The organism is Halorubrum sp. C191, assembly GCF_002727095.1.
Classification (GTDB): Archaea; Halobacteriota; Halobacteria; order Halobacteriales; family Haloferacaceae; genus Halorubrum; species Halorubrum ezzemoulense.
Window position 1 is genome coordinate 1 of sequence record NZ_NHNZ01000111.1, and the last position, 22,965, is coordinate 22,965.

Here is a 22,965-nt window from a genome sequence, read left to right on the forward strand (position 1 = left end):
CTCGTGGGCTCGGCGTCTACTACCCCATGGGCGGGATGTACGAGGTGATCGAGGCGGTCGAAACGGTGGCGCGCGACGCCGGCGCAGACGTTCACACGGGCGTCGAGGTGACGGCGCTGGAGCCGATAGACGGCGGCGTCGAAGTCGAGCTCGGCGGCGACCGCTACGTCCACGATCGGGTCGTCTGTAATGCGCCGCCGGCGCACGTCGAGCGCGAGCTGCTCCCCGACGGCGCCGTCTCGCGGGTCGGCGACTACTGGGACCGGCGGACGTACGGGCCCGCGGCGCACCTGCTGTACCTCGGCGTCGAGGGGGAGCTGCCGGAGCTGGAACACCACACGCTCGCGCTGCCGACGGACTGGGACCCGCACTTCGCGGCGATATTCGACGACCCCGCGTGGCCGACTGGGGAGACGGACCCGGTCGTGTACGTGAACGTGCCCTCGCGCACCGACCCGTCGGTCGCGCCCGACGGCCACGAGGCGGTCGTGACGCTCGTGCCGCTCGCGCCCGGGCTCGACGACACCCCCGAGCGACGGACGGCGCTCAGGGAGCGCGTCCTCGACGCCGTGGCGTCGCGGGCCGGCGCCGACCTCCGCGGCCGGATCGTCGCCGAGGAGTCCGCGTGCGTCTCCGAGTTCGCCGATCGGTTCGACCAGCCCGGCGGGAGCGCGCTCGGACTCGCGCACACGATGCGACAGACCGGCCCGCTCCGCCCCGGGCCGCGCGTCCGCGGGACCGACCGGCTCTACTACGTCGGCGGGAGCAGCAACCCGGGGATCGGGGTGCCGATGTGCCTGCTCGGCGGCGAACACTGCGCGGCCGCCGTCGAGGCGGACGTCGGCGCTGGCCCGCTGGACCGACTCCCGCTGGTCGGTCGATGACCGCGAGGGACGAAACGATCGTCTGGTATTTAACCGATAAATAAGAATATTTCGAATAATACGAGCCGGTTCCGGAATCTGTTAGAAAAACCTTACCAGTCAGGTTGGTACATTTAATAAATACGCCACGTGATACACACCGTCGCATGATCGAAACAGCAGCGGCCGACATACTCGCAGGCGGAATGGTCCCGCTCGAAATGACCCAAACGCAGATCTTCGAGGCCGTTCAGAGCGACACGCTCCTCGCTTCGTCGCTCTGGATCAACATCGCCCTCGCGGGCCTCTCGATCCTCCTCTTCGTGTACATGGGCCGGAACGTGGAGGACCCGCGCGCGCAACTGATCTTCGTGGCCACGCTGATGGTCCCGCTGGTCTCTATCTCCAGTTACACCGGCCTCGTCTCCGGGCTCACGGTGAGCTTCCTCGAAATGCCGGCCGGCCACGCATTGGCCGGGCAGGAGGTTCTCACCCCGTGGGGCCGGTACCTCACGTGGGCGCTGTCGACGCCGATGATCCTCATCGCGCTCGGCCTGCTGGCCGGGTCGAACACCACGAAGCTGTTCACGGCCGTCGTGGCCGACATCGGGATGTGCGTCACCGGCCTCGCGGCCGCGCTGACGACGTCTTCGTACCTGCTCCGCTGGGTGTGGTACGCGATCAGCTGCGCGTTCTTCGTCGTCGTCCTCTACATCCTGCTCGCCGAGTGGGCCGAGGACGCCGAGATCGCCGGGACGGCGGACATCTTCAACACGCTGAAGGTGCTCACCGTGGTCCTCTGGCTCGGCTACCCGATCTTCTGGGCGCTCGGCGCCGAGGGGCTGGCGGTGCTTGACGTCGCGATCACCTCGTGGGCGTACAGCGGGATGGACATCGTCGCGAAGTACCTCTTCGCGTTCCTCCTGCTCCGGTGGGTCGTCAACAACGAGCGGACGGTCGCCGACGTGGCGTCCGGCCTCGGCTCGGGCTCGCGCGGCGGTGCGGCGCCCGCCGACGACTGAAGCCGGTCGCGTTCTCGGGGATCTTTTTTCGGTCGCTCGCCCGCCAGCGGTCGGCGTGACGACCGAGAGCAAAGCGCTAAACCCGCGGCGGCGGTGAATCGGGACATGAAACAGGCGATCGTCGCGCGGACGGACATCGGGATGGGCGAGGGAAAGCTCGCCGCGCAGGTCGCGCACGCGTCGCTGTCGGCGTATCAGGACGCGAGCGAGCGGGCGCGGAAGAAGTGGCAGGGCGAGGGACAGAAGAAGGTCGTCCTCAAGGGCGACTCCGAGAGCCGGCTGTTCGAGCTGGCCGACAAGGCGGACAGGGAGGGGCTCCCGTACGCGATCGTCCGCGACGCCGGGCACACACAGTTAGAGCCCGGCACCGTCACCGCGCTCGCGGTCGGGCCGGCCCGCGACGACAGCGTCGACCGCGTGACCGGCGACCTCTCGCTGTACTGAATGGCCCCCGAACGCACTCTCCGCGAGGCGCACCCGACCGAGCGCGCCGTCGGGATCGCGTACTACGTCAGCGACGCCGACGGGATCGGCGGCCGGCTCCGCGAGTCGCCGGAGGACTTTCGGGTCCGGGAGCTGGAGGCGTTCGACGCGGAGCCGCTCGGCGCCGAAGCGGGGAGCTACCCCGAACTCGTCGTCCGGGCGACGCTCCGCGACTGGGACACGAACGACTTCGCGCGCCGGCTCTCGGACGCCCTCGGGATCAGCCGCGAGCGCGTCTCGTGGGCGGGGACGAAGGACAAGCGCGCCGTCACCACGCAGCTGTTCACGGTCCGCGGGGTCGACGCGGACGCGCTCCCCGAGATCCGCGGCGCCGATGTCGAGGCGCTCGGCCGGGCGGGGCGGAGCCTCTCGTTCGGCGACCTCGCCGGCAACGCCTTCGAGATCCGCGTCGCGGACGCGGTCGGGGAGGCACCCGAGCGTGTCGCGGACGCGGTACAAGACCTCCGGGCGTTCGCGGGCGGCGCGGACGGGCCGAACGACTCCTCGACCGGTGAGCGGGCGTTTCCGATCGAGGCGACCGTCGGCGTCCCGAACTACTTCGGCCAGCAGCGTTTCGGCAGCCGGCGACCGGTCACCCACGTCGTCGGGCTCGCGATCGCCTGCGAGGACCCCCGCGAGGCGGTCCGGCTGTACGCGGGTAACCCGGCCGAGACGGAGCCGGACGACACCCGCGCCGCGCGCGACCGTGTGAACGCGGCCTTCGGCGTGAGCGACGGTTCCGGAGCCGACGACGGCTTCGGGGCCGACGGCAGTCCCGGCGACGGCGGTCGCGCCGCCGACGGCACGGGCGACGGCGACTGGGCCGCGTGCCTCGACGCGATCCCCGGGAAGCTCCGGTTCGAGCGGTCGATGGTCCACCGGCTCGCCGACCGCGGCGTCGACCCCGCCGCGCCGCCCGACGACGAGGACTGGTGGCACGCGCTGGAGGCCGTTCCCTCGAACCTCCAGCGGCTGTTCGTCAACGCCGCGCAGTCGTTCCTCTTCAACCGGATCGTCAGCGAGCGGCTGCGCCGCGGCCTCCCCTTCGACCACCCCGTCGCCGGCGACGTGGTCTGTTTCGCCGACGGCGACGCGCCCGGGGAGCTGTACGCGCCCGACGCGGACCGGCTCCAGCGGGTCGACGCCGACCGCGTCGACGTGGTCGCCAGGCACTGCGAGCGCGGGCGGGCGTTCGTTACCGCGCCGCTGGTGGGCACCGAGACGGAGCTCGGCGACGGCGAGCCCGGCGAGATCGAACGCGAGGTGCTCGCGGACGCCGGCATCGAGCCGGGGGACTTCGACCTCCCCGGCGAGTTCGACTCCGCGGGCACCCGGCGGGCGATCCTCCTTCGGACCGACCTCGACGCGTCGTTCGCGGACGGCGACCCCCGGTTCGCGTTCGCGCTGCCGAGCGGGTCGTACGCGACCGTGCTGCTCCGCGAGTTCACGAAGCGCGGCCCGCTAGCCCTCTGATCGATCCGCGTTTGTGTATTTTCGTAAACCTCGCGGCGGCGGAAAACACCACGATACTGCGACACGTTCCGAGCCGTTTTTGTGCGGCTGTCGTCAATCGAGGCCATGACCCGAATCGTCGTCATCGACCTCCACGGCCAGTTCACGCACCTCGAACGGCGGGCGCTCCGCGACCTCGGCGTCGACACCGAGATCGTCTCGGCCGACGCGCCGGCCGACGAGGTCGACGCTGACGGGGTCGTCCTCTCGGGCGGGCCCGACATGGACCGCGTCGGGAACGCGCCGGACTACCTCGACCGCGACCTCCCCGTCCTCGGGATCTGCCTCGGGATGCAGCTGATCGCCAGCGAACTCGACGGCGCAGTCGGCGAGGGCGACTACGGCGGCTACGCCGACGTGGACGTGGAGATCGTCGACGACGAGGACCCGCTCGTCGGCTCGCTCGCGCCGGAGACGCGCGTCTGGGCCTCCCACGCCGACGAGGTGACCGAGCTGCCCGACGGGTTCGGTCGCACCGCCACCTCCGACGTCTGCGGCATCGAGGCCATGGCCGACCCGGACGCGGGGCTGTACGGCGTCCAGTGGCACCCGGAGGTCGCGCACACGGAGCGCGGCGAGGAGGTCTTCGAGAACTTCGTCGCGATCTGCGAGTCGGCCTGACGGCGTCGCGCGGACCCGAGGCCCGCCGGTAGCGGCGGTGAAAGAACGGAAGGAGACGGCGAGCGCCTACTCGTCGAACAGCTCGTCGACAGCCTCGCCCGCGGTCTCGACCGCCTCCTGCGCGACCGCCTCTCTGTCTGGCTCGGCGTCCGCGGGCGCGTTGAGGTAGACGTCGACGTCGAGGACCCCGTCCTCGAAGGTGACGGTGACGTCGAGATCCGTGACGGCCGACTGGTCGTAGTGTTTGAAAACGATCCCCTCGGCCGCCTCGGCGGCGGTGCGAACGACCTCATCGTCGCTCGGGTCCGAGGCGGCGTCGGCGTCGTCGGTCACGGCCTTACGCGCCGCCGGCGCCCGGGCCGCCCGGTCCCATCGGGCCGCCGCCGCCGGCGCCGCCCTGAAGCATCTGCTGGAGTTCGCTCTGGAGGTCGTCGAACTGCTCCTCGACGCGCTCCTCCTGCTTCGTGAGCTGCTCGACGCGGACCTCGAGCGAGTCGACCTTGTCCTCGAGGTCGTCGTAGGCGGACTCGTAGTCCGTCTCGACGAGGACCTCGCCGATCTCGCGGTACATGCCCGCGTCCTCGTCGACGTCTTCGAGGGCGTCGAGGGCGGTCTTCGACTCGTTGAGCGCGGACTGCGCCTGCTCCTTCTGCTCGGCGACCTGCTGTGCGGTCTCCTGAAGCTCCTGCAGCTCCTCGATCTTCTCCTGTGCCTCGGGCGGCATGTTCCCTTGCATGGGCGGACCGAGGCGGCCCGGACAGAAAAACCCCTTACTTCTCCGACGAGGGACAATTCGCAGCGCAGCGGACTGAAGGGCCGCCGTATCGGCATCTCCGGTGATCCTCAATCACGGCCGGTACCGACGCGTTCGGCGACGGCGATCAGTCGCGACCAGCTGTTGACGCCGGCGCGCAGCGCCACGAGGTCGTCGGCGAGCACGCGGATCCGGACAGCGTCGCCCTCGCGGTCGACCGTCGCGGCCGAGCGGGCGTCGTCGATCTCGCCGATCTCGGGGCCGAGCGCGTCGGCCACGACCCGTGCGCGCCGCTCGGAGGGGTAGGTGAACGAGAGGACCGTCTCGTGTGCGCGCGTCACGGTCCGAGAGGGAGACGAAAGCGTCGGATTACTCGACGTTCACTTCCTTCACGTCGCCGCCGCGCTCCTTCAGGAGGACGCGGTGGCCGCAGTACGGGCAGCGCACGCCGCCGTACTCGTCGAGGGTGACGTCGCGCTTACAGCGGGAGCACTTGTAGCTCATCGTCCTATTCCTCGTCGGCGAGCGCGGCGCGGATGGAGCGGCGGACGGTGCGACCGCCGGGCGTCTCGGGGCGGTACGCGCCGCCGGTGAACGCCTCGCCGGTCTCCTCGTTGACCCAGATGCCGGTACCCACGCGCTTGACGTCGTCGCCGTCGACGGTCGCGTTGCGCATCTCCTCTTCGATGTCCTGGACCCGCTTGCGGGCGACCCGGCCGTAGCGAGCGCCGAATCGGCCCGCGCTGCCGGTGCTTCGAGCCTTGTCCTCAGCCATAGTAGCCACTCCTACCGCCAGCGCAGGTAAAAAGGCTGCGAGTCGCGGCGGTTGGAAAGTCACCCGCGACGAGAGAAGGCAACCGGATGTGACGGCGGCGCGTGCCTGCGAGCGGCCGGAGCGAAGCGGAGGCCGCGAGGGGCACGCGCGAGGGAGTCAGTCGCCCGAAGCGAAGCGAGGGCGAGTGACGAGGCTGGGGAGGTGTGAGGCACGGGGCGGCGCTGTGCGGGGTGGGACTCGAAGGGGCAGCCGTGAGGGCGCCGTAGGCGATGTAAGCACCGGAACGAGGGAGCGAACGAAGTGAGCGACCGAGTGAGGAGCACAGCGAGCGTACGGCGCCCTCACGGCTGGGGCTTTGGCGGTGGGAACCGGCGATCTGTAGCTGACCGAGCAGAGTTGAGCGGCTTGAGCTTCGGCTGTGTTCGACTCCGGAGTACCGATATGAATGGGACACACACCCGCGTATCGACCGCAACACATTTCACAACCAAGTAATACTACCAAGTTGTATGGACGGATTCAACGGCTTCGCGGACGTGAGCGAGACCGACGTGACGAAGGCGATCGGGAACGAGTGGACCGACGGATTCCTCGATTTCACCGACTCCGAGGTCATCGTCCTCGGCGGCGGCCCCTCCGGACTGATGGCCGCGAAGGAGCTGGCCGAGCGCGGCGTGAAGGTGATGATCGTCGAGAAGAACAACTACCTCGGCGGCGGCTTCTGGCTCGGCGGGTTCCTGATGAACACCGTGACGGTCCGGGACCCCGCCCAGGAGATCCTCGACGACCTCGACGTGGAGTACGAACCGGTCGAGGACGTGGACGGGCTCTACACCGCCGCGGGGCCGGAGGCCTGCTCCGGGCTGATCAAGGCGGCCTGCGACGCCGGCGCGCGCGTCCAGAACATGACCGAGTTCACCGACCTCGTCGTCCGGGACGACCACGAGGTCGGGGGGATCGTGATGAACTGGACGCCGGTCCACGCGCTCCCGCGCGAGATCACCTGCGTCGATCCGATCGCGGTCGAGTCCGACCTCGTCATCGACGCGACCGGCCACGACGCGGTCGCGATCAGCAAGCTCGACGAGCGCGGCGTCCTCTCGGCGCCCGGGATCGAGCACGCGAAGGAGCACAACACCGGCATGGACCAGACGGGCGACGGCGAGTACGGCGCGCCCGGCCACGACTCGCCCGGCCACGACTCGATGTGGGTCGGTGAGAGCGAGGACGCGGTCGTCGAGCACACCGGCGTCGTCCACGACGGCCTGATCGCCTCCGGGATGGCGGTCGCGACCGCCCACGGCCTCCCGCGGATGGGCCCGACGTTCGGCGCGATGCTCGTCTCCGGCAAGCGCGCCGCGCAGTCCGCGCTCGACGAGCTCGGCGTCGACGCGCCCGAGGTGTCGCTGTCGACCGGTAGCGCGCCCGCGCCCGCCGACGACTGAAAATCCGTCACCGCTGACGCTGCGGCGACCGACCCTCCACCGTTCCGATCGCTCGGCGATACGTACTCGACTGCGGAGCGACCGCGAGCGCCGGCAGAGCCCCGGTCGCGGGCTCCGTGTCCGGGACCCGCGAGGGACCGTTCTTCACGAACGTTCACTCGGGAGCGACTCAACCGGGTGCCTTTTTCAGCCGCTACGCCGAACCCGGCGGTATGCGAAACGCCAAGATCGTCTGTACGATCGGTCCCGCCTCGGACGACCGGGACACGATCCGCGGCCTCGCCGACGCGGGGATGTCCGTCGTCCGACTCAACGCCAGCCACGGGACGACCGACCACCGGGAGACGGTGATCGAGCGCGCCCGCGCCGTCGACGACGAGATCGACGACCCGCTCGCGGTGATGGTCGACCTGAAGGGGCCGGAGGTCCGCACCGCCGAGATCGACGACCCGATCGCGCTCGCCGAGGGCTCGGAAGTGAGCTTCCTCGAAGGCGACGACGCGACGCCCGAGCGCGTCGGGCTCACCCACTCGATCGGGGCCGCCGAGCCGGGCGACACGATCCTCCTCGACGACGGCCGGATCGAGTGCCGCGTCGAGCGCGTCGACGGCGAGTCCGTGGTCGCGACGGTCGTCTCGGGCGGAAAGCTCGGCTCCCGGAAGGGCGTGAACCTGCCGGGCGTCGCCATCGACGTGGACCTGATCACCCCGGAAGACGAGGCCGAACTCGACCTCGCGGCCCGGACGAACGCCGACTTCGTGGCGGCCTCGTTCGTGCGCGACGCGGACGACGTGTACCGGATCGCCGACGAGCTGGAGGCGCGCGGCGGCGACGACATCCCGATCGTCGCGAAGATCGAACGCGCCGGGGCGGTCGAGAACCTGGAGGGGATCGTCGACGCCGCCGACGGCGTGATGGTCGCCCGCGGCGACCTCGGCGTCGAGTGCCCGCTTGAAGACGTGCCCGTGATCCAGAAGCGGATCATCCGGACCTGCGTCAACGAGGGCGTCCCCGTCATCACCGCGACGGAGATGCTCGACTCGATGGTCTCCTCGCGGCGGCCGACCCGCGCGGAGGCCTCCGACGTGGCGAACGCCGTCCTCGACGGCACCGACGCCGTGATGCTCTCCGGCGAGACCGCGGTCGGCGAGGACCCGATCAACGTCGTCGACACGATGGACCGGATCGTCCGGCAGGTCGAGTCTAGTGACGAGTACGCGGAGACGCGCGAGCAGCGCGTCCCGACCGCCGAGGAGGGCTCCCGGACGGAGGCGCTGGCGCGGTCGGCGCGCTACCTCGCGCGCGACATCGGCGCCTCCACGGTGGTCGCGGTCTCCGAGTCGGGCTTCACGGCGCGAAAGACCGCGATGTTCCGCCCGGGCGTCCCGGTCGTCGCGACGACGCCGAACGACCGGGTCCGCCGACAGCTCGCCCTCTCGTGGGGAGTCCGACCGGTGTTGACCGAGTACGCCAACGACATGGAGTCGATCCTCGACAACGCGGTCGACGCCGCGCTCGACCGCGGCGGCGCGGCGTCCGGCGACACCCTCGTGGTCCTCTCCGGGATGCTCACCGAGCTGGAGGGGACGAACACGACGAACACCCTGAAGGTCCACGTCGCCGCGGAGACGCTCGTGACCGGGAAAGGGGCCGTGGCCGGCCGCGTGGCCGCCCCGGTCCACCGGACCGAGGACGGCGACCTCGACGCGCTCCCCGAGGACTCCGTGGTCGCGCTGGGGCCCGAGTTCAACGGGGAGTTCGGCGGCGACCTCGACCGGATCGCCGGCATCGTCGACGCCCGCGAGGGGATGACCGGCTACCCCGCCGTCGTCGCCCGCGAGCTGGGCGTCCCGATGGTCTCCGGCGCCGCCCTCCCCGAGTCGGTCGCCGACGGGGCCATGGTGACCGTCGACGGCGAGCGCGGCGTCGTCTACGACGGCGACGTGCTCCGCGCGGCCCGCGAGCGGTAAGTACCGGCGACGCCCGCGACGCGACCGCCGCGCTCGGTCCGGGACCGACGCGCCCGCCAGCCATTTATTACGGAGTCGCGTACGAGGTCGTATGAGCGACGAATCCGGCGACGGTGCCCGCGACGGAGACTCGGCCGTCGAGGCCGGCGACGACGCCGTCACCGGCGATCGGAGCCGAGCCAACGACGCGGGCGAGAAGGGCCCGGACGGCGGGACCGAGTGGCGCTTCTCGGTCGACGACGTGGGGCCGGACGGGATCACCGAGGACACCGCCACCCCGGCGGACGAACCGATCGAGCCGGGCGACATCACCCTCGAACACGCGGCGTTCGTCGTCCTCGGCGTCGCCCTCACCGTCGGCACCTTAGTGGTCGGACTCTGAGTCGGACGCCGCGGGGAGACCGGACGAGGAGCGTCGAGAGCGTCCGAGCGACGAGCGGCGAGACGGCCCGAGGGGAGAGCGTCAACGGCTCGTCGGACGCCGCGCGACCGCGCGCACCACCACTTATCAGGCCGCGGCCGTAGGACCGAACATGAACGCGCTGGCACAGTCCGGACTCCTCTCGCCGGACACCCTCCCCCTCCTGCTGTTGACCGCGGGGCTGCTGCTCTCGATGGCGGAGGCGCTCGCGCCGGGGGCGAACTTCATCGTCGTCGGCATCGCGCTCATCGGCGCCGGGCTCGGCGGGCTGGCGCTGACCTCGCTCGGCGTCGCCGGCGCCCTCCTCACCCTGTTCATGGCGCTGCTGACGCTCGTGTTCGGTGCGGCTGCCTTCTACGCCTACCACGAGTTCGACTTCTACGGCGGGAAGGGGCAACAGCAGACCAGCGACAGCGACTCCCTGAAGGGGAAGACCGGAACCGTCACGGAGCGCGTGACGCCCACGGGCGGCGAGGTGAAACTCGCCGGCGGCGGGTTCAACCCACACTACTCCGCCCGGTCGATGGAGGGGACGATAGACGAGGGCGAGGAGGTGATGGTGGTCGACCCCGGCGGGGGGAACGTCGTCACCGTGGAGTCGCTGGGGTACGTCGAGGACGACATCGACCGCGAGCTGGCGGCCGACCGCGCGCGGAAGGCCGCGGCGAGCGAGGCCGAGCGGGAGGCGGACGCGGCCGAAGAGGACGCCGACCCGGAGGCCGAACTCGAACGGGAGTGACGCGGTCGGCGGCGGCGCGTTCGACCGAAAAAGCACTTGTGTGTCGCCCCGGATCGCTTGGGCGTGCCCTCCCCGCTCGCCGTCCTCACGAGTCCGATCGGTAGCGTCCTCGACCGCGTCCGCGACGCGTTCGACTCTCCCCGCGCCGGGACCGTCGCGGTCGCGATGCTGGTCGTCGTCACGATCGGCACCAGTGTCGGAATCATCGCGCTCGGGGCCGTCTTCGACGCGACGGTCGACCAGCAGATCACGGTCGACAACCCGGATCGCCCCTCGGAGTCGACCTGCGAGACCTTCGGCGACGACCCCGACTCCGCGTTCGCAGAGGAGTGTGACGAGCCGAAGCAAATCGAGGTCGACGCGGGCGAGGAACTGAGCGACGCCGCGAACGGCTACATCCACTACGGGCTGCTCGGCGTCCCGATCTGGTGGGTCGCGTTCGCGCTCGCGCTCCACGTCGGGGCGCTCGTCGCGGGCGGCTCCGGCTCCGTCGGCGACTCCTTCGTGATCGCCGGGTGGGCGATCGGGGCTGAACTGCTCCGGCTCGGCGCCGGGATCGTCGCGATCTGGTACACGCTCTCGAACGCGGCGCCCGCGGGGTCGTCGTTCGAGGCGCTCACGACGGACCTCGTCGCCGCGATCACGAGCGCGACGGGGCCGCTGCTGGTCGCGTCCGCGGTAGCGATCGCGATCCAGTGGGTCGTGGTCGTCGGCGGGCTGGAGGCCGTACACGACCTCGACCGCGGCCCCGCGGCGGGGGTGGCGACGTTCTTCGCCGCGATCGCCCTCCTGATCGCGGCGGTCTGAGCGCTCCCAGAGCGGTCGGCCCCGGGCGTCGGTTCGAGCGCTCGGAGCCGCCGATTCGGGAGTTTTTAAGCCGCCGGCGCTCCCCCTCTCGGTATGATCCTGTCCGACGCAGACATCCTCGACCGGCTCGCCGAGGGCGACCTCGCGATCGAGCCGCTCGACGACGTCGACCAGCAGGTCCAGCCCGCCAGCGTGGACCTGCGGCTCGGCGAGCGGTTCCTGGAGTTCCAGCGCACCAACATCCCCTGTATCCACCCGACAGACGCCGGCGAGGTGAGCGAGTACGTCACCGAGACGACCGTCGCCGAGGGCGACGAGTTCATCCTCCACCCCGGCGACTTCGTCCTCGGGACGACCGCCGAGCGGGTCAAGATTCCGGACGACCTCGTCGCGCACGTCGAGGGGCGCTCTTCGCTCGGGCGACTCGCCATCGTCGTCCACGCCACCGCTGGGCTGTGCGACCCCGGCTACGAGGGGCAGATTACCCTCGAACTCTCGAACCTCGGGACCGCCCCGGTCGCGCTCTCGCCCGGAATGCGCGTCTCGCAGCTCACCTTCACCGAGCTGAAGCGGCCCGCGGACCGGCCGTACGGCGCCGAGCGGGGCTCGAAGTACCAAGGACAGGACGGCCCGCAGGCGTCGCGGATCGGCGACGATCCGGAGTTCGCCAACGATAGCCGCACCGATGAAGCGGCCGGAGGTGACGGGCGATGAGGTTCATCGAGGAGGTCGTCGTCGACGAGTTCCTGCCGACCGTCCGCTCGATGCTCGCGGAGGACCTCCGCGACCGCGGGTTCACCCAGAGCGAGGTCGCCGACGCCCTCGGCATCTCGCAGTCGGCGGTCTCGAAGTACGCCGCCGGCGACGTGGCCAGGCACGAAGACATCGTCGCGGACGAGCGCGTGCGCGACCTCGTCGAGCGCGTCGGCGAGGGGCTCGCGAGCGGCGACCTCACGCCCGTGGCCGCGCTCGTCGAAATCGAGGTGCTGATCCGCCAGCTGGAGGAGGGCGACCTGCTCGCCGACCTCCACGAGGCGGCGATGCCGGGGCTCGCCGACGCCGACGTGGAGTTCTCGGTCCACGACCCGGACAGCGGGCTCCGCGAGCGCGAGCGCGTCCTCACCTCGGTCCGGCGCGGGCTCCGCACCCTGACGAACGCCTCCGGCTTCGCCGGGCTCATCCCGAACGTCGGCGCGAACGTCGCCGAGTGTACCGACGACGCCGCCACGGTCGACGACGTGGCCGCGGTCCCGGGCCGGCTCGTCGACGTGAAGGGCCGCGCGATGGTGCCCGGCGAGCCGGAGTTCGGCGTGAGCGAACACGTCGCGACGGTGCTGCTCGCGGCGCGCGAGGCCGGGTCCGGCGTCCGGGGCGCGGTGAACCTCCGGTACGACCCGGAGACGGTCGCGGCGCTCGGCGAGTCGCACCCGACCGTCGAGTTCGACGCCGAGCGCGAGACCCGCGAGGCGGTCGCCGACGCGGTCGCGGCCGCCGACCGCTCGGCGGACGACGAGGCGGAGACGCTCGTGGCGTACCAGACCGGCGCGGTCGGCGTCGAGCCGATCGTGTACGTCCTCGCGCCGACCGCGGCCGAGGCGGCGCGGATCGTCCGCGGCCTGCTGTGACGCGGGGCAGGTCGTCCGCGACCGACCGTGACCCCGTCACGGGCGACGGGTTTTAGACCGGACCGTCCAAATTCACGGGCGTGACACGGACACGGCGGTCCGGGATGCGGACGCGCTCCTTCTAGCGGCGGGCGGATCCGTCGCGGCGGCGACGGCCGGTAGCGCGGCCGACGCCGGCGCGGCGGCGAATCCCGCCGCCCTTCCGCAGCGCCCGGACCGTCGACCCGGCCGCGGTGTGACCAGTTCCCGAGCCGGCCGCGACGGCCCAGAACCAGCGGGCTTTAGACCCGATCGACCGACATACGACATACACACACCACATGAGCCACGACGACTTCCCCACGGCCGACCCGGCGGTGGTGACCTGTGGGCTGCCGTACGCCAACGGCGACCTCCACATCGGTCACCTCCGCACCTACGTCGGCGGCGACGTGTACAGCCGCGCGCTCGAACGACTCGGGCAGGAGACCGCGTTCGTCTCCGGCTCCGACATGCACGGCACGCCGGTCGCGGTCAACGCCGAGCAGGAGGGCGTCTCCCCGGAGGCGTTCGCGCTCGACTGGCACGAGCGCTACGCGGAGACGTTCCCGAAGTTCAACGTCGAGTTCGACAACTACGGCCACACCCACGACGAGACGAACACGGCGGTGACTCAGGAGCTCGTCCGCGACCTCGACGAGGCGGGCCACCTCTACGAGAAGGAGATCATGGTCGCGTACGACCCCGTCGACGACCAGTACCTCCCGGACCGCTACGTCGAGGGGACCTGCCCCTACTGCGGCGCGCACGCCCGCGGCGACGAGTGCGACGAGGGGTGCCAGCGCCACCTCGAACCCGGCGAGGTCGAGGACCCCGAGTCGACGATCACCGGCAACCCGGCGGAGTACCGCGAGCGCACCCACCAGTTCTTCGCGGTCTCGGAGTTCGCCGACTACCTCTCCGACTTTCTCGACCGGCTGGAGGGCACCTCGAACGCCCGCAACCAGCCTCGCGAGTGGATCGAGCAGGGGCTCCAGGACTGGTGTATTACCCGCGACATGGACTGGGGGATCGACCTGCCCGGCGGGAACCCGCAGGACCTCGTCCTCTACGTCTGGGTCGACGCCCCGATCGAGTACATCTCCTCGACGAAGCAGTACTCCGAGCGCGTCGGCGCGGACGCGTTCGACTGGGAGGCGGCCTGGAAGGAGGGCGCCAGCGACGACCACCCCGAGGGCGGCGAGATCGTCCACGTGATCGGCCGCGACATCATCCAGCACCATACGATATTCTGGCCCGCGATGCTGGAGGCGACCGACCACGCGGAGCCGCGCGCGGTGATGGCGAGCGGGTTCGTCACCCTCGACGGGAAGGGGTTCTCGACCAGCCGCGACCGCGCGGTCTGGGCCGACGAGTACCTCGACGAGGGGTTCCACCCGGACCCGCTGCGCTACTACCTCGCCACCAACGGCGGGTTCCAGCAGGACGTGGACTTCTCGTGGGAGAAGTTCGCCGAGCGCGTCAACACCGAGCTCGTGGGGACCGTCGGCAACTTCCTCTACCGCTCGCTGCTGTTCGCCCACCGCAACTTCGAGGGCGGCCCCGACGCCGACGCCCCGAGCGACGACGTGGCGGCGCGGATCGACGAGGCGGTCGACGACGTGGCCGCCGCGGTCAACGACTACTCCGTGCGGGCGCTGGGCGACGCGGTCACCGACCTCGCGCGGTACGGCAACGAGTACATCCAGCGCAACGAGCCGTGGAAGCTCGTCGACGAGGCCCCCGACGAGGCGGAACAGGTCATCTACGACTGCGTCGCGCTCGCGAAGGCGATCGGGGTCCTCTTCGAGCCGCTGGGCCCCGAGAAGAGCGAACGACTCTGGGAGCAGCTCGGCGAGCCCGGCTCCGTCCACGAGACCACCGTCGAGGCGGCACGGGAGGGCCCGGCGGGCGACCTGAGCGAGCCGACTGAGCTGTTCGAACAGATCGAAGACGAGCGCGTCGAGGCGCTCAACGAGAAGCTCGAAGCGCGCGTCGCCGAGGCGGAAGCGGACGACGGCGACGAGGAGCGCGACGACGACGCGGACGCGACCGACGACGACGGAACCGACGCGAACGCCGACGAAGCCGACGCCGACGACACCGACATGACCGACATCGAACCCCTCAGCGACGACCGCATCAGCTTCGACGACTTCCAAGAACTGGACATCCGCGTCGGGCGGATCGAGGACGCGGTCGGGATCGACGGCGCCGACGAGCTGCTGAAGCTCACCGTCGACCTCGGCGCGGAGACCCGGACGATCGTTGCGGGGCTCAAGCAGCTCCACGACGTCGACGACCTGCCCGACACGAAGGTGATCGTGCTCGCGAACATGGAGAAGGCGGAGCTGTTCGGCGTCGAGTCCAACGGGATGGTCCTCGCGGCCGGCGAGGAGGCCGACCTCCTCACCACCTACGAGGGCGCCGGACCGGGCACGAAGGTGAAGTGAGGCGACGGACCGGCCGGCGCAGCGCCGCTCAGGCGTCGAGCACTTCTATCAGGTTCCCCTCGGGGTCCCTGACGAACAGGACGGTGGTCCCGCTCTCGGTGGTCCGAGGCGGGCTCAGCGTCTCCACGTCGTCCGCGAGGCCGTCGTAGAACGCCTCCACGTCGTCGACGGAGAGGCCGAGGTGCGTCGCCCCGGGACGGTTCAGCTCCGGCGGGTCGGGGCTCTCCTCGCCGACCGGCTCGTATTCGACGAGCTCGACTATCGAGCCGCCGGCGTCGAGGTGGGCGAACTCGGCCGACGCGTCCTCGACGGCGACCGCCTCGGCGAAGGCGTCGCCGCCGACCGCGAACTCGGCGACGAGGTCGAGGCCGAACGTCTCGGCGTAGAAGTCGACGGCGCGGTCCAAGTTGGCGACGGTGATCCCGACGTGGTGGGCGGTTGGGTCGGACACGGGTAGGCGCTCGGCCGGCGCCGGGGAAACCGTGTCGCCTCAGAGCCCGAACAGGCGAGCGACGAGGCCGGCGAGGACGACCAGCGCGCCGAGAACGAACGTCCCCGGGAGCGGGAGAACGAACAGGAGCGCGCCGACCAGTATCAGGAGCGTCGAGGTCCGCATCACCGTCGTTTCGGCGTCGCGACCGATATACCTTCGGACGAGCGACCCCCCGGGACCGAAACGACCATTCCGCCGCCGGCCGACCCTCCGGTATGCACGTGGTCGTCAACGCGGCCCAGAGCGTCGACGGGAAGCTCGCCACCCGCCGCCGGGAACAGCTCCGGATCTCCGGCCCGGAGGACTTCGACCGGGTCGACCGGGTCAGGGCGGCCGCGGACGCGGTGCTCGTGGGCGTCGGCACCGTCCTCGCGGACGATCCGCACCTCACCCTCGACGAGGAGGACCGTCGCGTGGGGCGGCTCCAGAACGGGCGACCGGGCGACCCCGCGCGCGTCGTGGTGGACTCGACCGGGCGGACGCCGACCGACGCCCGAATCTTAGACGACGCGGCGACGACGTACCTCCTCGTCTCGGCCGCGACCGACCGCGACCGGCGGAGCGAGCTCGCCGACGCCGGCGCGGAGGTGATCGTCGCCGGCGAGGAGCGCGTCGACGTCGCCGAGGGGTTCGAGACGCTCGCGGACCGCGGTGTCGACCGGCTGATGGTCGAGGGGGGCGGCGAGGTGATCTTCTCGTGTTTCGAGGCCGGCCTCGTCGACGAACTCCACGTCTACGTCGGCTCGTTCGTGATCGGCGGCCGCGACGCGCCGACGCTGGCGGACGGGGCCGGGTTCACCGAGGAGTTCCCCGACCTGACGCTCGCGGAGACGGAGCGGTTCGACGACGGGATCGTCCTCTCGTACGAGGTCGGCGGTGGCGGCGGCGAGTCGTGAGCAGGGGGACGCGAGGCGAGTCGTGAGCAGGGGGACGCGGCCCGGGGCGTGTGAACGGTAACCACGAAATCGCGGAGTACACGCGCCGTGCCACCGGTGTACACGAAAATCACCGAAGTATTTATATGCCGTCCGCAGGTAGTTGCGGGTACCAGAACGCCTCTGGCGCTGGTGGAATCGCACGCTGAAATGAACGGGAGTTCTTGCAGACGGCCCGACGCACCACAGCGAGCGTCCGCTATCGCCGGAGCGGTGATGGAGAGATAACAAATGGTAACGAAAGAAGAAGTCATCGAGCAGTACGACGTGGAACCGATGGACGAGGCGGACAACGTGGACCTTTCTGAGGACGACTTGGACAACGGCTCCAAGGGGCAGCTCATCAAACGCGCCGGGCAGCTGCGAGACCGACGCAACGAGCTGAACCAGATGGCGTCCGAGCGCGCCTCCAAGCGCGACGACCTCAACGCGAAGACGCGAGAGAAGGTCGACGAGGCCCAGGAACACCGCGAACAGCGCGACGAGCTCAACGAGCAGGTCCAGGAGCACAAGGACAAGCGCAACGAGCTCAACGCCGAGGCCAACGAGCTGTTCGACGAGGTCGAGGAGCTCAAACAGGACCTCGAACTCGGCTCCGGTAAGTCCATCGAGGAGCTCGAAGAGGAGATCGAGGACCTCGAGTTCCGCCAGCAGACCGAAGTGCTCGACGCCGAAGACGAGCGCGATCTCATCGAGAAGATCGACGACAAACGCGAGAAGCTCGCCGAGAAGAAAGAGAAGGTCGACGACACGAGCGAGCTCGACGACCTCGTCGAGGAGGCCGAGGAGGTCCGCTCCGAGGCGTCCCAGCACCACCAGAAGGTGACGGAGCTCGCGGACAAGGCCCAGGAACACCACAACCAGATGATCGAGGCCTACCGCGAGGCCGACGACATCCGCGACGAGGCCGACGAGATGCACGAGCTGTTCGTCGAGGCCCAGGAGGCGGCCGACCGCCACCACGAGGACTTCGTCCGCGTCCAGAAGCGCCTGCGCGAGCTCGACAAGAAGGAGGAAGAAGAGCGGGAGGACGAGCGCGCCGAGAAGCGCGAAGAGGAGAAGGAAGAGGCCGAGGAGATCTATCAGAAGTTCAAGGAGGGCGAGACGCTCGACACCGAGGACCTGATGAAGCTCCAGAAGACCGGCCTCCTGTAAGCCGGGCGACGCGACCTTTCTGCGGTTCTTCTGCGACGCGCCGAGCGACGGGTCCGTCGCCCGCCACGCGCAGGTCGACGGGGGTCCGCCGAGGATTGGCGATCCCGACCGAACGGCTCGGCTCGACGCCGTTCAGTCGGTGCGCGTCGGCTCGTCCTCGGCGACGAAGCGGTCGTACGCAGATGTGAACTCCGCGTCCGCCTCGGTCGCGTCCTCCCACGCGGTGAGGCCCCGCTCCGCGGCCGTTCCCGGGATCGAGTTGTCGAGGAGGAACGCCACGACCCCGCCGACCGCCATCCCCGTCGACCCGATGACGTAGACCGTGTTCGCGACCACGTCGGCCCCGAGGAGCGGGCCGAACAGGAAGACCTCGACCAGCCCCTGCTGGAGGGCGTCCGCGCCCCCGACGCTCCGCATGTACTCCGGGACGGCCAGTCCGGTGAACATCGCGATACCGACGACGAAGATGTTGCGCGAGGAGTCGAGGTCGACGTACTTGAGGTTCGAGAGCCCGACGCCGACGATCTGGGCGAACATGGCGATGTAGAGTCCGCCGATGATCGGGCTCGGGACGGTGGCGACGAGCTGGCCGAAGTAGCCGACGAACCCGACGAGGATCATGAGCGCGGCGCCGATCTGGACGACGTACCGCGAGGCCACGCCGGTGAGACCGATGGCGCCGACGTTCTCGGAGTACGAGGTCGACCCGCCGGTCCCCATCACCCCGGAGAAGACGTTCATCAGCCCCTCCATCCCGATCCCGTGCGTCATCCGCTCGCTGCTGGGGGCGCCCATGCCGGAGAGCCGGGCGACGGCGTGGTAATCGCCGATGGACTCGACGATCGAGGCGGCGACGCCGGCGAGCATCCCGATGACGAACGCCGGCGTGACGCTCGGCACGCCCCACTGAAGCGGGTAGACGAGGTGAACTGGGTCGGCGGCAGCGACGCTCGCCAAGTCGACGTAACCCGGCGTCTCCGGTCCGAAGACGCCGAGAACCGAGAGGGACGCCGCGAGTACCCACGCGACGACGATGCCGAGGAGAACCGGAAACAGCTGGAACAGCTTGGACCGCGCGCCGAGGTACTGCGAGAACAGGACGATGGCGACCAGCGTCAGGCCGACGAGCCACCAGTTCTGATCGGCCGTGGTGATCTCGGGGGCGTTGAACAGGGAGAGACCGATGAGGACGATGACCGGGACGATGACGACCGGCGAGAGACCCTTCCGCAGTCGACCGACGAGGCCGAAGTAGCCGACCGCGACCTCGGCGAGCGCGGCGACGATGATCGCGCCCTGAAGCTGTAACAGGGCGGCCCGCCAGGCCTCGATGCCGGCCGGCGGGTTCGCCGTCACGACGCCGATGACCGCGAGCGCGGGCGCGAGCATCGAGAACGGCGCGCCCTGAACGATCGGGTAGCGGTTGCCGAACGTCGTCTGCGCGAGCGTCGCGATCCCCGACACGACGAAGAACGTGCCGACGAAGCGGGGGATGACCGACTCCGGCATGCCCATCGCGCCGGCGAGGATGAGGGGCACGGCGATGTTCGCCCCGACCATCGTGAGGTAGTGTTGCGCGCCCAGCAGAAGCGACCTCCCGAGCGGTGGTCTGTCGTCGATGCCGTACCGAACGAACGCGTCGTCGTCCTCGTTCCCTCCCATTCCTGTGGCGTTCATCGACGCAGGGGTACAAAAATTCGGCCCTTGGCGGGCGCGGGTCGGCCCGTTGGGAGGTACGGTGCTGTGCCGCGGTAGCTCCGCGACGCGCGTCGGCCGGCGACAGTATATATAAACGGTCCCGCGCCTAACCGACGGTATGGACGACGCGCCGGCGAACGGACGGAAGGGATTGCTCGTGGCCGCCGCGGTGGGCGCGGCGACGACGATCGCGGGCCGAGCGGTGCTCTCGCGGCTCACCGGCGGGCGGTTCGGTGACGCCGACGAGTACAACGCCGCGAAGGTGACCGTGTCGGGGCCGATCAGGCGAAGTCAGGGGCGACCCTCGCCGCTTTCGGGCCCCGGCGGCGCGACCGCCGACGACGTGGTCGAGCAGATCGAGGCGGCCGACGACGACGAGGACGTCGAGGCGCTGCTCGTCGAGCTCAATACGCCCGGCGGCGAGGTCGTCCCGAGCGACGACATCCGGCGGGCCGCCGCCGCCTTCGACGGGCCGACCGTGGCGTACGCGACCGACACCTGCGCCTCCGGGGGGTACTGGATCGCGAGCGGCTGCGACGAGCTGTGGGCACGCGACGCCAGCCTCGTCGGCTCCATCGGCGTCGTCGGCTCCCGACCGAACGCGAAGGGGCTCGCCGACAAGCTGGGGATCTCCTACGAGCAGTTCACCGCCGGGGAGTACAAGGACGCCGGCGTCCCGCTGAAGGAGATCGAGGAGGAGGAACGCGAGTACCTCCAAGGGATCATCGACGGCTACTACGAGCAGTTCGTCGAGACCGTGAGCGAGGGGCGCGACATGGACCCCGAAGAGATCCGGGAGACCGAGGCGCGCGTGTACCTCGGCGACGACGCCGCGGAGATCGGGCTCGTCGACGAACTCGGGACCGAGGACGACGTGGAGGACCGGCTCGCGGAGCTGATCGGCGCGGAGCCGGAAGTGCGCGAGTTCACGCCGGAGCGCGGACTGGCGGAGCGGCTCGGTATCGGCGCCGAGCGGGTCGCGTTCGCCGCCGGGAGCGGCGTCGCGGACGCCTTCGTCGACGACGGCGGCGACATCGACGTGGAGTTCCGCTAGCGACGGGGAGGATTTTTGTCCGGTCGCGGTGTGAGTCGACACGTGACGACGCTGGTCATCTGCGTCGACCGCTCCGGGGCGATCGGCCGCGCCACCAACGTCCCGATGCCGGTCGCCGGCTGGGAGGCCGTCCGGTCGCTGGTCACGGACGCCGGGCTGGACGACCCCGAGGACGCCAGCGTGAACTGCCTGCTGGAGTCGCTTCGCGTCGCGCGCGACCTCAGGGACGAGCGCGAGGAGTCGGTGGTGGCGGTCGTCTCCGCCGAGAGCGACACGGCGGTCGGCGCCGACCGCTCTATCGCCTCCCAGCTCGACGACCTCGTGGAGCGGTACGACCCGCGGGCCGCGATCGTCGTCGTCGACTCCGCCGAGGACGAGCGCGTCCTCCCGGTCGTGGAGTCGCGGGTCCCCGTCGACTCCGTCGACCGCGTCGTCGTCCGGCAGGCCCGCGACATCGAGTCCACCTACTACCTCCTCAAGCAGTTCCTCGCCGACGAGCAGCTGCGGTCGACGGTGTTGGTCCCCGTCGGGGTCGCGCTGCTCCTCGTGCCCGCGCTGTTCGCCTGGTTCTCCGCGGGCGAGGCGGTCGCGGGCGTCGCCGGGCTGCTCGGCGCCGCGCTGCTGTACAAGGGGCTCGCGATCGACCGGCTGATGGCGGGGATGCCCGAGCGCGTCCGCGAGGCGCTGTACGCCGGACAGGTGTCGGTCGTGACGTACGTCGTCGCCGGGGGGCTCGCCCTGGTCGGCGGCTTCTTCGGCTTCCTCGCCGCCTCGGAGCTGGCCCCCGGATCGCCCCGGCTCGTCGAGGTCGTGGAGTTCACCTTCGTCGCGGTCCCGTGGTTCGCGGTCGCCGGCGTGACCGCGGCCGTCGGGCGGCTGCTCGACGAGCTGATCCGCGACGAGGGGATCCGGACGCCGTACCTCAACCTCCCGTTCGTCATCGCCGCGGTGGCCCTCGTCGTCCGCGGGTTCGCGGGCTACTTCCTCGCCCAGGAGGCGATCCGGCAGCCGCTGTCGGCGTACGGGATGGCGATGACTCCGGTCCAGCAGCTGGCGGCGTTCATCGTCGGCGGAATCGTCGTGTCGCTCGTCGGCGTCAAGGTCGCCAGCGACGTCGGCACCGAGACCCTCGAAGACGTCATCGACGCGGACCGAGACGCCGAGGGGCAGCGCGAGTAGACGGCCGGACGAGACGTTCAGCCGCGAGGGCACGGGTAGACCGCGGACGCGTCGTCCGACCGACCGCCTTTTGTCGGTCGCGGCCGCGGGGGCGGGCATGGACGTTTACGGACTGATCGGGAACCCGGTCGAGCACTCGCTGTCGCCGTCGCTACACGAGGCGGGCTACGAGGCGCTCGGCCTCGACGCGCGGTACGTCACCTTCGAGCCGGACGCCGACGCCGCGGCCGCGGCGATCACGGGCGCGGCCGACCTCGGAGTGGCGGGGCTCAACGTCACGGTGCCGTTCAAGCGCGACGCCCTCGACGCGGTCGACGCCGCCCCGCTCGCCGCGCGCATCGGCGCGGTCAACACGGTCGACTACGGGCCGGTCCGGGCCGGCGAGGCCGACCGGCCGCGCGGCCACAACACGGACGCCGCCGGGGTGACCCGGGCGCTCGCGCACCACGACGTGGCGGTCGACGGGCGAGACGCGCTCGTCGTCGGGGCGGGCGGCGCGGGACGGGCGGCCGCGTTCGCGCTGGCCGACGCGGGCGCGACGGTCCACGTCGCGAACCGCACCGCGGAGCGGGCCGTCGAGCTGGCCGACGCGGTTCCGGACGCGACCGGCGGCGGCCTCGACGACCTCGGTGAGCGCGTCGCCGCCGCGGACCTCCTGGTCAACGCGACGAGCGTCGGAATGGAGGCGCCCGACGAGACGCCCGTCCCCGCGGAACACCTCCACGGGGACCTCGCGGTCCTCGACGCGGTGTACGCGCCCGTCGAGACGCGGCTGCTGCGGGAGGCCGCCGCCGCGGGCGCGACGACCGTCGACGGCGCGTGGATGCTGCTGTATCAGGGCGTCGAGGCGTTCGAGATCTGGACCGCCGAGGACGCGCCGGTCGACGCGATGAACGCGGCGCTGCGGGCTGCGTTGGAGTAAGGAAGGGTTCGGGACGGGAGG

At 70.7% G+C, this 22,965-nt stretch carries 26 protein-coding genes; 18 read left to right on the forward strand and 8 right to left on the reverse strand.

Annotated features, from left to right (window positions below; translation table 11 throughout):
* The 5 genes from Z052_RS11210 to Z052_RS11230 all read left to right on the forward strand — a co-directional run.
* Positions 1–884: NAD(P)/FAD-dependent oxidoreductase (locus tag Z052_RS11210; protein WP_199058263.1), on the forward strand; the 884-nt coding region annotated here is incomplete at its 5' end.
* A gap of 200 nt (positions 885–1,084) precedes the next feature.
* On the forward strand, positions 1,085–1,885 hold the full coding sequence (locus tag Z052_RS11215; RefSeq protein WP_086220664.1) for a bacteriorhodopsin: 801 nt from the start codon (positions 1,085–1,087) through the stop codon (positions 1,883–1,885).
* A gap of 105 nt (positions 1,886–1,990) precedes the next feature.
* A complete protein-coding gene (pth2, locus tag Z052_RS11220) occupies positions 1,991–2,329 on the forward strand; it encodes a peptidyl-tRNA hydrolase Pth2 (RefSeq protein ID WP_089307943.1) in 339 nt (112 codons plus the stop codon).
* Positions 2,330–3,841, forward strand: a complete 1,512-nt coding sequence (gene truD / locus Z052_RS11225; RefSeq protein WP_094520362.1) for a tRNA pseudouridine(13) synthase TruD — start codon at positions 2,330–2,332, stop codon at positions 3,839–3,841. It begins immediately after the preceding gene.
* A 105-nt stretch (positions 3,842–3,946) separates the two neighbouring features.
* The gene (locus Z052_RS11230; protein WP_049932452.1) at positions 3,947–4,501 is read left to right on the forward strand and encodes a GMP synthase subunit A; all 555 of its coding nucleotides are present in this window, start codon (positions 3,947–3,949) and stop codon (positions 4,499–4,501) included.
* A 66-nt stretch (positions 4,502–4,567) separates the two neighbouring features.
* Here the strand turns inward: Z052_RS11230 and Z052_RS11235 are convergent, their stop codons facing one another.
* From Z052_RS11235 to Z052_RS11255, 5 genes are all read right to left on the reverse strand, one after another.
* Positions 4,568–4,834 carry a DUF3194 domain-containing protein gene (locus Z052_RS11235; RefSeq protein WP_086220661.1) on the reverse strand — a complete coding sequence of 89 codons (267 nt, stop codon included), beginning with the start codon at positions 4,832–4,834 and terminating at the stop codon, positions 4,568–4,570.
* 4 nt (positions 4,835–4,838) lie between these two features.
* Complete coding sequence (locus tag Z052_RS11240; protein ID WP_008440520.1) at positions 4,839–5,225, reverse strand: prefoldin subunit beta; 387 nt, start codon at positions 5,223–5,225, stop codon at positions 4,839–4,841.
* Positions 5,226–5,344: 119 nt separating this feature from the next.
* Entirely contained in the window at positions 5,345–5,596 is a 252-nt protein-coding gene (locus Z052_RS11245; RefSeq protein ID WP_094520005.1) for a KEOPS complex subunit Pcc1, read from the reverse strand.
* A gap of 28 nt (positions 5,597–5,624) precedes the next feature.
* Positions 5,625–5,759: a DNA-directed RNA polymerase subunit P gene (locus Z052_RS11250; protein ID WP_004049526.1), complete on the reverse strand. Its 135-nt coding sequence runs from the start codon at positions 5,757–5,759 to the stop codon at positions 5,625–5,627.
* 4 nt (positions 5,760–5,763) lie between these two features.
* Positions 5,764–6,030: a hypothetical protein gene (locus tag Z052_RS11255; RefSeq protein WP_094520006.1), complete on the reverse strand. Its 267-nt coding sequence runs from the start codon at positions 6,028–6,030 to the stop codon at positions 5,764–5,766.
* Positions 6,031–6,539: 509 nt separating this feature from the next.
* Here Z052_RS11255 and Z052_RS11260 point away from each other — a divergent pair.
* The 8 genes from Z052_RS11260 to metG all read left to right on the forward strand — a co-directional run bounded on the left by Z052_RS11260 (position 6,540) and on the right by metG (position 15,508).
* Positions 6,540–7,475, forward strand: a complete 936-nt coding sequence (locus Z052_RS11260; RefSeq protein WP_089307945.1) for a sulfide-dependent adenosine diphosphate thiazole synthase — start codon at positions 6,540–6,542, stop codon at positions 7,473–7,475.
* A gap of 212 nt (positions 7,476–7,687) precedes the next feature.
* Complete coding sequence (gene pyk, locus Z052_RS11265) at positions 7,688–9,445, forward strand: pyruvate kinase (RefSeq protein ID WP_094519610.1); 1,758 nt, start codon at positions 7,688–7,690, stop codon at positions 9,443–9,445.
* A gap of 91 nt (positions 9,446–9,536) precedes the next feature.
* A complete protein-coding gene (locus tag Z052_RS11270; RefSeq protein WP_094579994.1) occupies positions 9,537–9,827 on the forward strand; it encodes a hypothetical protein in 291 nt (96 codons plus the stop codon).
* 151 nt (positions 9,828–9,978) lie between these two features.
* Positions 9,979–10,605, forward strand: a complete 627-nt coding sequence (locus tag Z052_RS11275) for an NfeD family protein (RefSeq protein ID WP_094519609.1) — start codon at positions 9,979–9,981, stop codon at positions 10,603–10,605.
* Positions 10,606–10,668: 63 nt separating this feature from the next.
* On the forward strand, positions 10,669–11,412 hold the full coding sequence (locus Z052_RS11280; protein ID WP_049932439.1) for a YIP1 family protein: 744 nt from the start codon (positions 10,669–10,671) through the stop codon (positions 11,410–11,412).
* A gap of 93 nt (positions 11,413–11,505) precedes the next feature.
* Positions 11,506–12,126 carry a dCTP deaminase gene (gene dcd / locus Z052_RS11285; protein WP_094519608.1) on the forward strand — a complete coding sequence of 207 codons (621 nt, stop codon included), beginning with the start codon at positions 11,506–11,508 and terminating at the stop codon, positions 12,124–12,126.
* Positions 12,123–13,037 carry a thiamine-phosphate synthase family protein gene (locus tag Z052_RS11290; protein WP_089307948.1) on the forward strand — a complete coding sequence of 305 codons (915 nt, stop codon included), beginning with the start codon at positions 12,123–12,125 and terminating at the stop codon, positions 13,035–13,037. Before dcd ends, Z052_RS11290 begins: the two co-directional genes overlap by 4 nt.
* Positions 13,038–13,357: 320 nt before the next feature.
* Positions 13,358–15,508 (forward strand): methionine--tRNA ligase, encoded by a 2,151-nt coding sequence (gene metG, locus Z052_RS11295; protein ID WP_094519607.1) that lies wholly within the window; start codon positions 13,358–13,360, stop codon positions 15,506–15,508.
* Between the two features lie 28 nt (positions 15,509–15,536).
* Here the strand turns inward: metG and Z052_RS11300 are convergent, their stop codons facing one another.
* Both Z052_RS11300 and Z052_RS21235 read right to left on the reverse strand, forming a co-directional pair.
* Positions 15,537–15,959, reverse strand: coding sequence for a VOC family protein (locus Z052_RS11300; RefSeq protein WP_086216203.1), 423 nt, complete (start codon positions 15,957–15,959; stop codon positions 15,537–15,539).
* Between the two features lie 39 nt (positions 15,960–15,998).
* Positions 15,999–16,124: a hypothetical protein gene (locus tag Z052_RS21235; RefSeq protein ID WP_254921775.1), complete on the reverse strand. Its 126-nt coding sequence runs from the start codon at positions 16,122–16,124 to the stop codon at positions 15,999–16,001.
* Between the two features lie 92 nt (positions 16,125–16,216).
* Between Z052_RS21235 and Z052_RS11305 the strand changes: the two genes are divergently transcribed.
* Positions 16,217–16,897 carry a 2,5-diamino-6-(ribosylamino)-4(3H)-pyrimidinone 5'-phosphate reductase gene (locus Z052_RS11305; RefSeq protein WP_094519606.1) on the forward strand — a complete coding sequence of 227 codons (681 nt, stop codon included), beginning with the start codon at positions 16,217–16,219 and terminating at the stop codon, positions 16,895–16,897.
* A 270-nt stretch (positions 16,898–17,167) separates the two neighbouring features.
* Positions 17,168–18,091: a coiled-coil protein gene (locus Z052_RS11310; protein ID WP_094519605.1), complete on the forward strand. Its 924-nt coding sequence runs from the start codon at positions 17,168–17,170 to the stop codon at positions 18,089–18,091.
* Between the two features lie 132 nt (positions 18,092–18,223).
* Here Z052_RS11310 and Z052_RS11315 read toward each other — a convergent pair whose 3' ends face one another.
* The gene (locus Z052_RS11315) at positions 18,224–19,753 is read right to left on the reverse strand and encodes a uracil-xanthine permease family protein (protein WP_094519604.1); all 1,530 of its coding nucleotides are present in this window, start codon (positions 19,751–19,753) and stop codon (positions 18,224–18,226) included.
* Positions 19,754–19,907: 154 nt separating this feature from the next.
* Here Z052_RS11315 and sppA point away from each other — a divergent pair, with 154 nt between their 5' ends.
* From sppA to Z052_RS11330, 3 genes are all read left to right on the forward strand, one after another.
* Complete coding sequence (gene sppA, locus Z052_RS11320; RefSeq protein ID WP_094579992.1) at positions 19,908–20,843, forward strand: signal peptide peptidase SppA; 936 nt, start codon at positions 19,908–19,910, stop codon at positions 20,841–20,843.
* A 42-nt stretch (positions 20,844–20,885) separates the two neighbouring features.
* On the forward strand, positions 20,886–22,022 hold the full coding sequence (locus Z052_RS11325) for a DUF373 family protein (protein WP_086216206.1): 1,137 nt from the start codon (positions 20,886–20,888) through the stop codon (positions 22,020–22,022).
* Positions 22,023–22,119: 97 nt separating this feature from the next.
* The gene (locus tag Z052_RS11330) at positions 22,120–22,944 is read left to right on the forward strand and encodes a shikimate dehydrogenase (protein WP_094519603.1); all 825 of its coding nucleotides are present in this window, start codon (positions 22,120–22,122) and stop codon (positions 22,942–22,944) included.
* The last annotated feature ends 21 nt before the right edge of the window (positions 22,945–22,965 follow it).

What these genes read in the sequence shown, in the direction of transcription:
- Z052_RS11305 (WP_094519606.1), top strand. Translation starts at nt 16,217, where the DNA reads ATGCACGTGGTCGTCAACGCGGCCCAGAGCGTCGACGGGAAGCTCGCC.
- Z052_RS11270 (WP_094579994.1), top strand. Translation starts at nt 9,537, where the DNA reads ATGAGCGACGAATCCGGCGACGGTGCCCGCGACGGAGACTCGGCCGTC.
- Z052_RS11230 (WP_049932452.1), top strand. Translation starts at nt 3,947, where the DNA reads ATGACCCGAATCGTCGTCATCGACCTCCACGGCCAGTTCACGCACCTC.
- Z052_RS11330 (WP_094519603.1), top strand. Translation starts at nt 22,120, where the DNA reads ATGGACGTTTACGGACTGATCGGGAACCCGGTCGAGCACTCGCTGTCG.
- truD (WP_094520362.1), top strand. Translation starts at nt 2,330, where the DNA reads ATGGCCCCCGAACGCACTCTCCGCGAGGCGCACCCGACCGAGCGCGCC.
- Z052_RS21235 (WP_254921775.1), bottom strand. Translation starts at nt 16,124, where the DNA reads ATGCGGACCTCGACGCTCCTGATACTGGTCGGCGCGCTCCTGTTCGTT.
- Z052_RS11260 (WP_089307945.1), top strand. Translation starts at nt 6,540, where the DNA reads ATGGACGGATTCAACGGCTTCGCGGACGTGAGCGAGACCGACGTGACG.
- dcd (WP_094519608.1), top strand. Translation starts at nt 11,506, where the DNA reads ATGATCCTGTCCGACGCAGACATCCTCGACCGGCTCGCCGAGGGCGAC.
- Z052_RS11290 (WP_089307948.1), top strand. Translation starts at nt 12,123, where the DNA reads ATGAGGTTCATCGAGGAGGTCGTCGTCGACGAGTTCCTGCCGACCGTC.
- metG (WP_094519607.1), top strand. Translation starts at nt 13,358, where the DNA reads ATGAGCCACGACGACTTCCCCACGGCCGACCCGGCGGTGGTGACCTGT.
- Z052_RS11275 (WP_094519609.1), top strand. Translation starts at nt 9,979, where the DNA reads ATGAACGCGCTGGCACAGTCCGGACTCCTCTCGCCGGACACCCTCCCC.
- pyk (WP_094519610.1), top strand. Translation starts at nt 7,688, where the DNA reads ATGCGAAACGCCAAGATCGTCTGTACGATCGGTCCCGCCTCGGACGAC.
- Z052_RS11240 (WP_008440520.1), bottom strand. Translation starts at nt 5,225, where the DNA reads ATGCCGCCCGAGGCACAGGAGAAGATCGAGGAGCTGCAGGAGCTTCAG.
- Z052_RS11250 (WP_004049526.1), bottom strand. Translation starts at nt 5,759, where the DNA reads ATGAGCTACAAGTGCTCCCGCTGTAAGCGCGACGTCACCCTCGACGAG.
- Z052_RS11255 (WP_094520006.1), bottom strand. Translation starts at nt 6,030, where the DNA reads ATGGCTGAGGACAAGGCTCGAAGCACCGGCAGCGCGGGCCGATTCGGC.
- pth2 (WP_089307943.1), top strand. Translation starts at nt 1,991, where the DNA reads ATGAAACAGGCGATCGTCGCGCGGACGGACATCGGGATGGGCGAGGGA.
- Z052_RS11310 (WP_094519605.1), top strand. Translation starts at nt 17,168, where the DNA reads ATGGTAACGAAAGAAGAAGTCATCGAGCAGTACGACGTGGAACCGATG.
- sppA (WP_094579992.1), top strand. Translation starts at nt 19,908, where the DNA reads ATGGACGACGCGCCGGCGAACGGACGGAAGGGATTGCTCGTGGCCGCC.
- Z052_RS11315 (WP_094519604.1), bottom strand. Translation starts at nt 19,753, where the DNA reads ATGGGAGGGAACGAGGACGACGACGCGTTCGTTCGGTACGGCATCGAC.
- Z052_RS11215 (WP_086220664.1), top strand. Translation starts at nt 1,085, where the DNA reads ATGACCCAAACGCAGATCTTCGAGGCCGTTCAGAGCGACACGCTCCTC.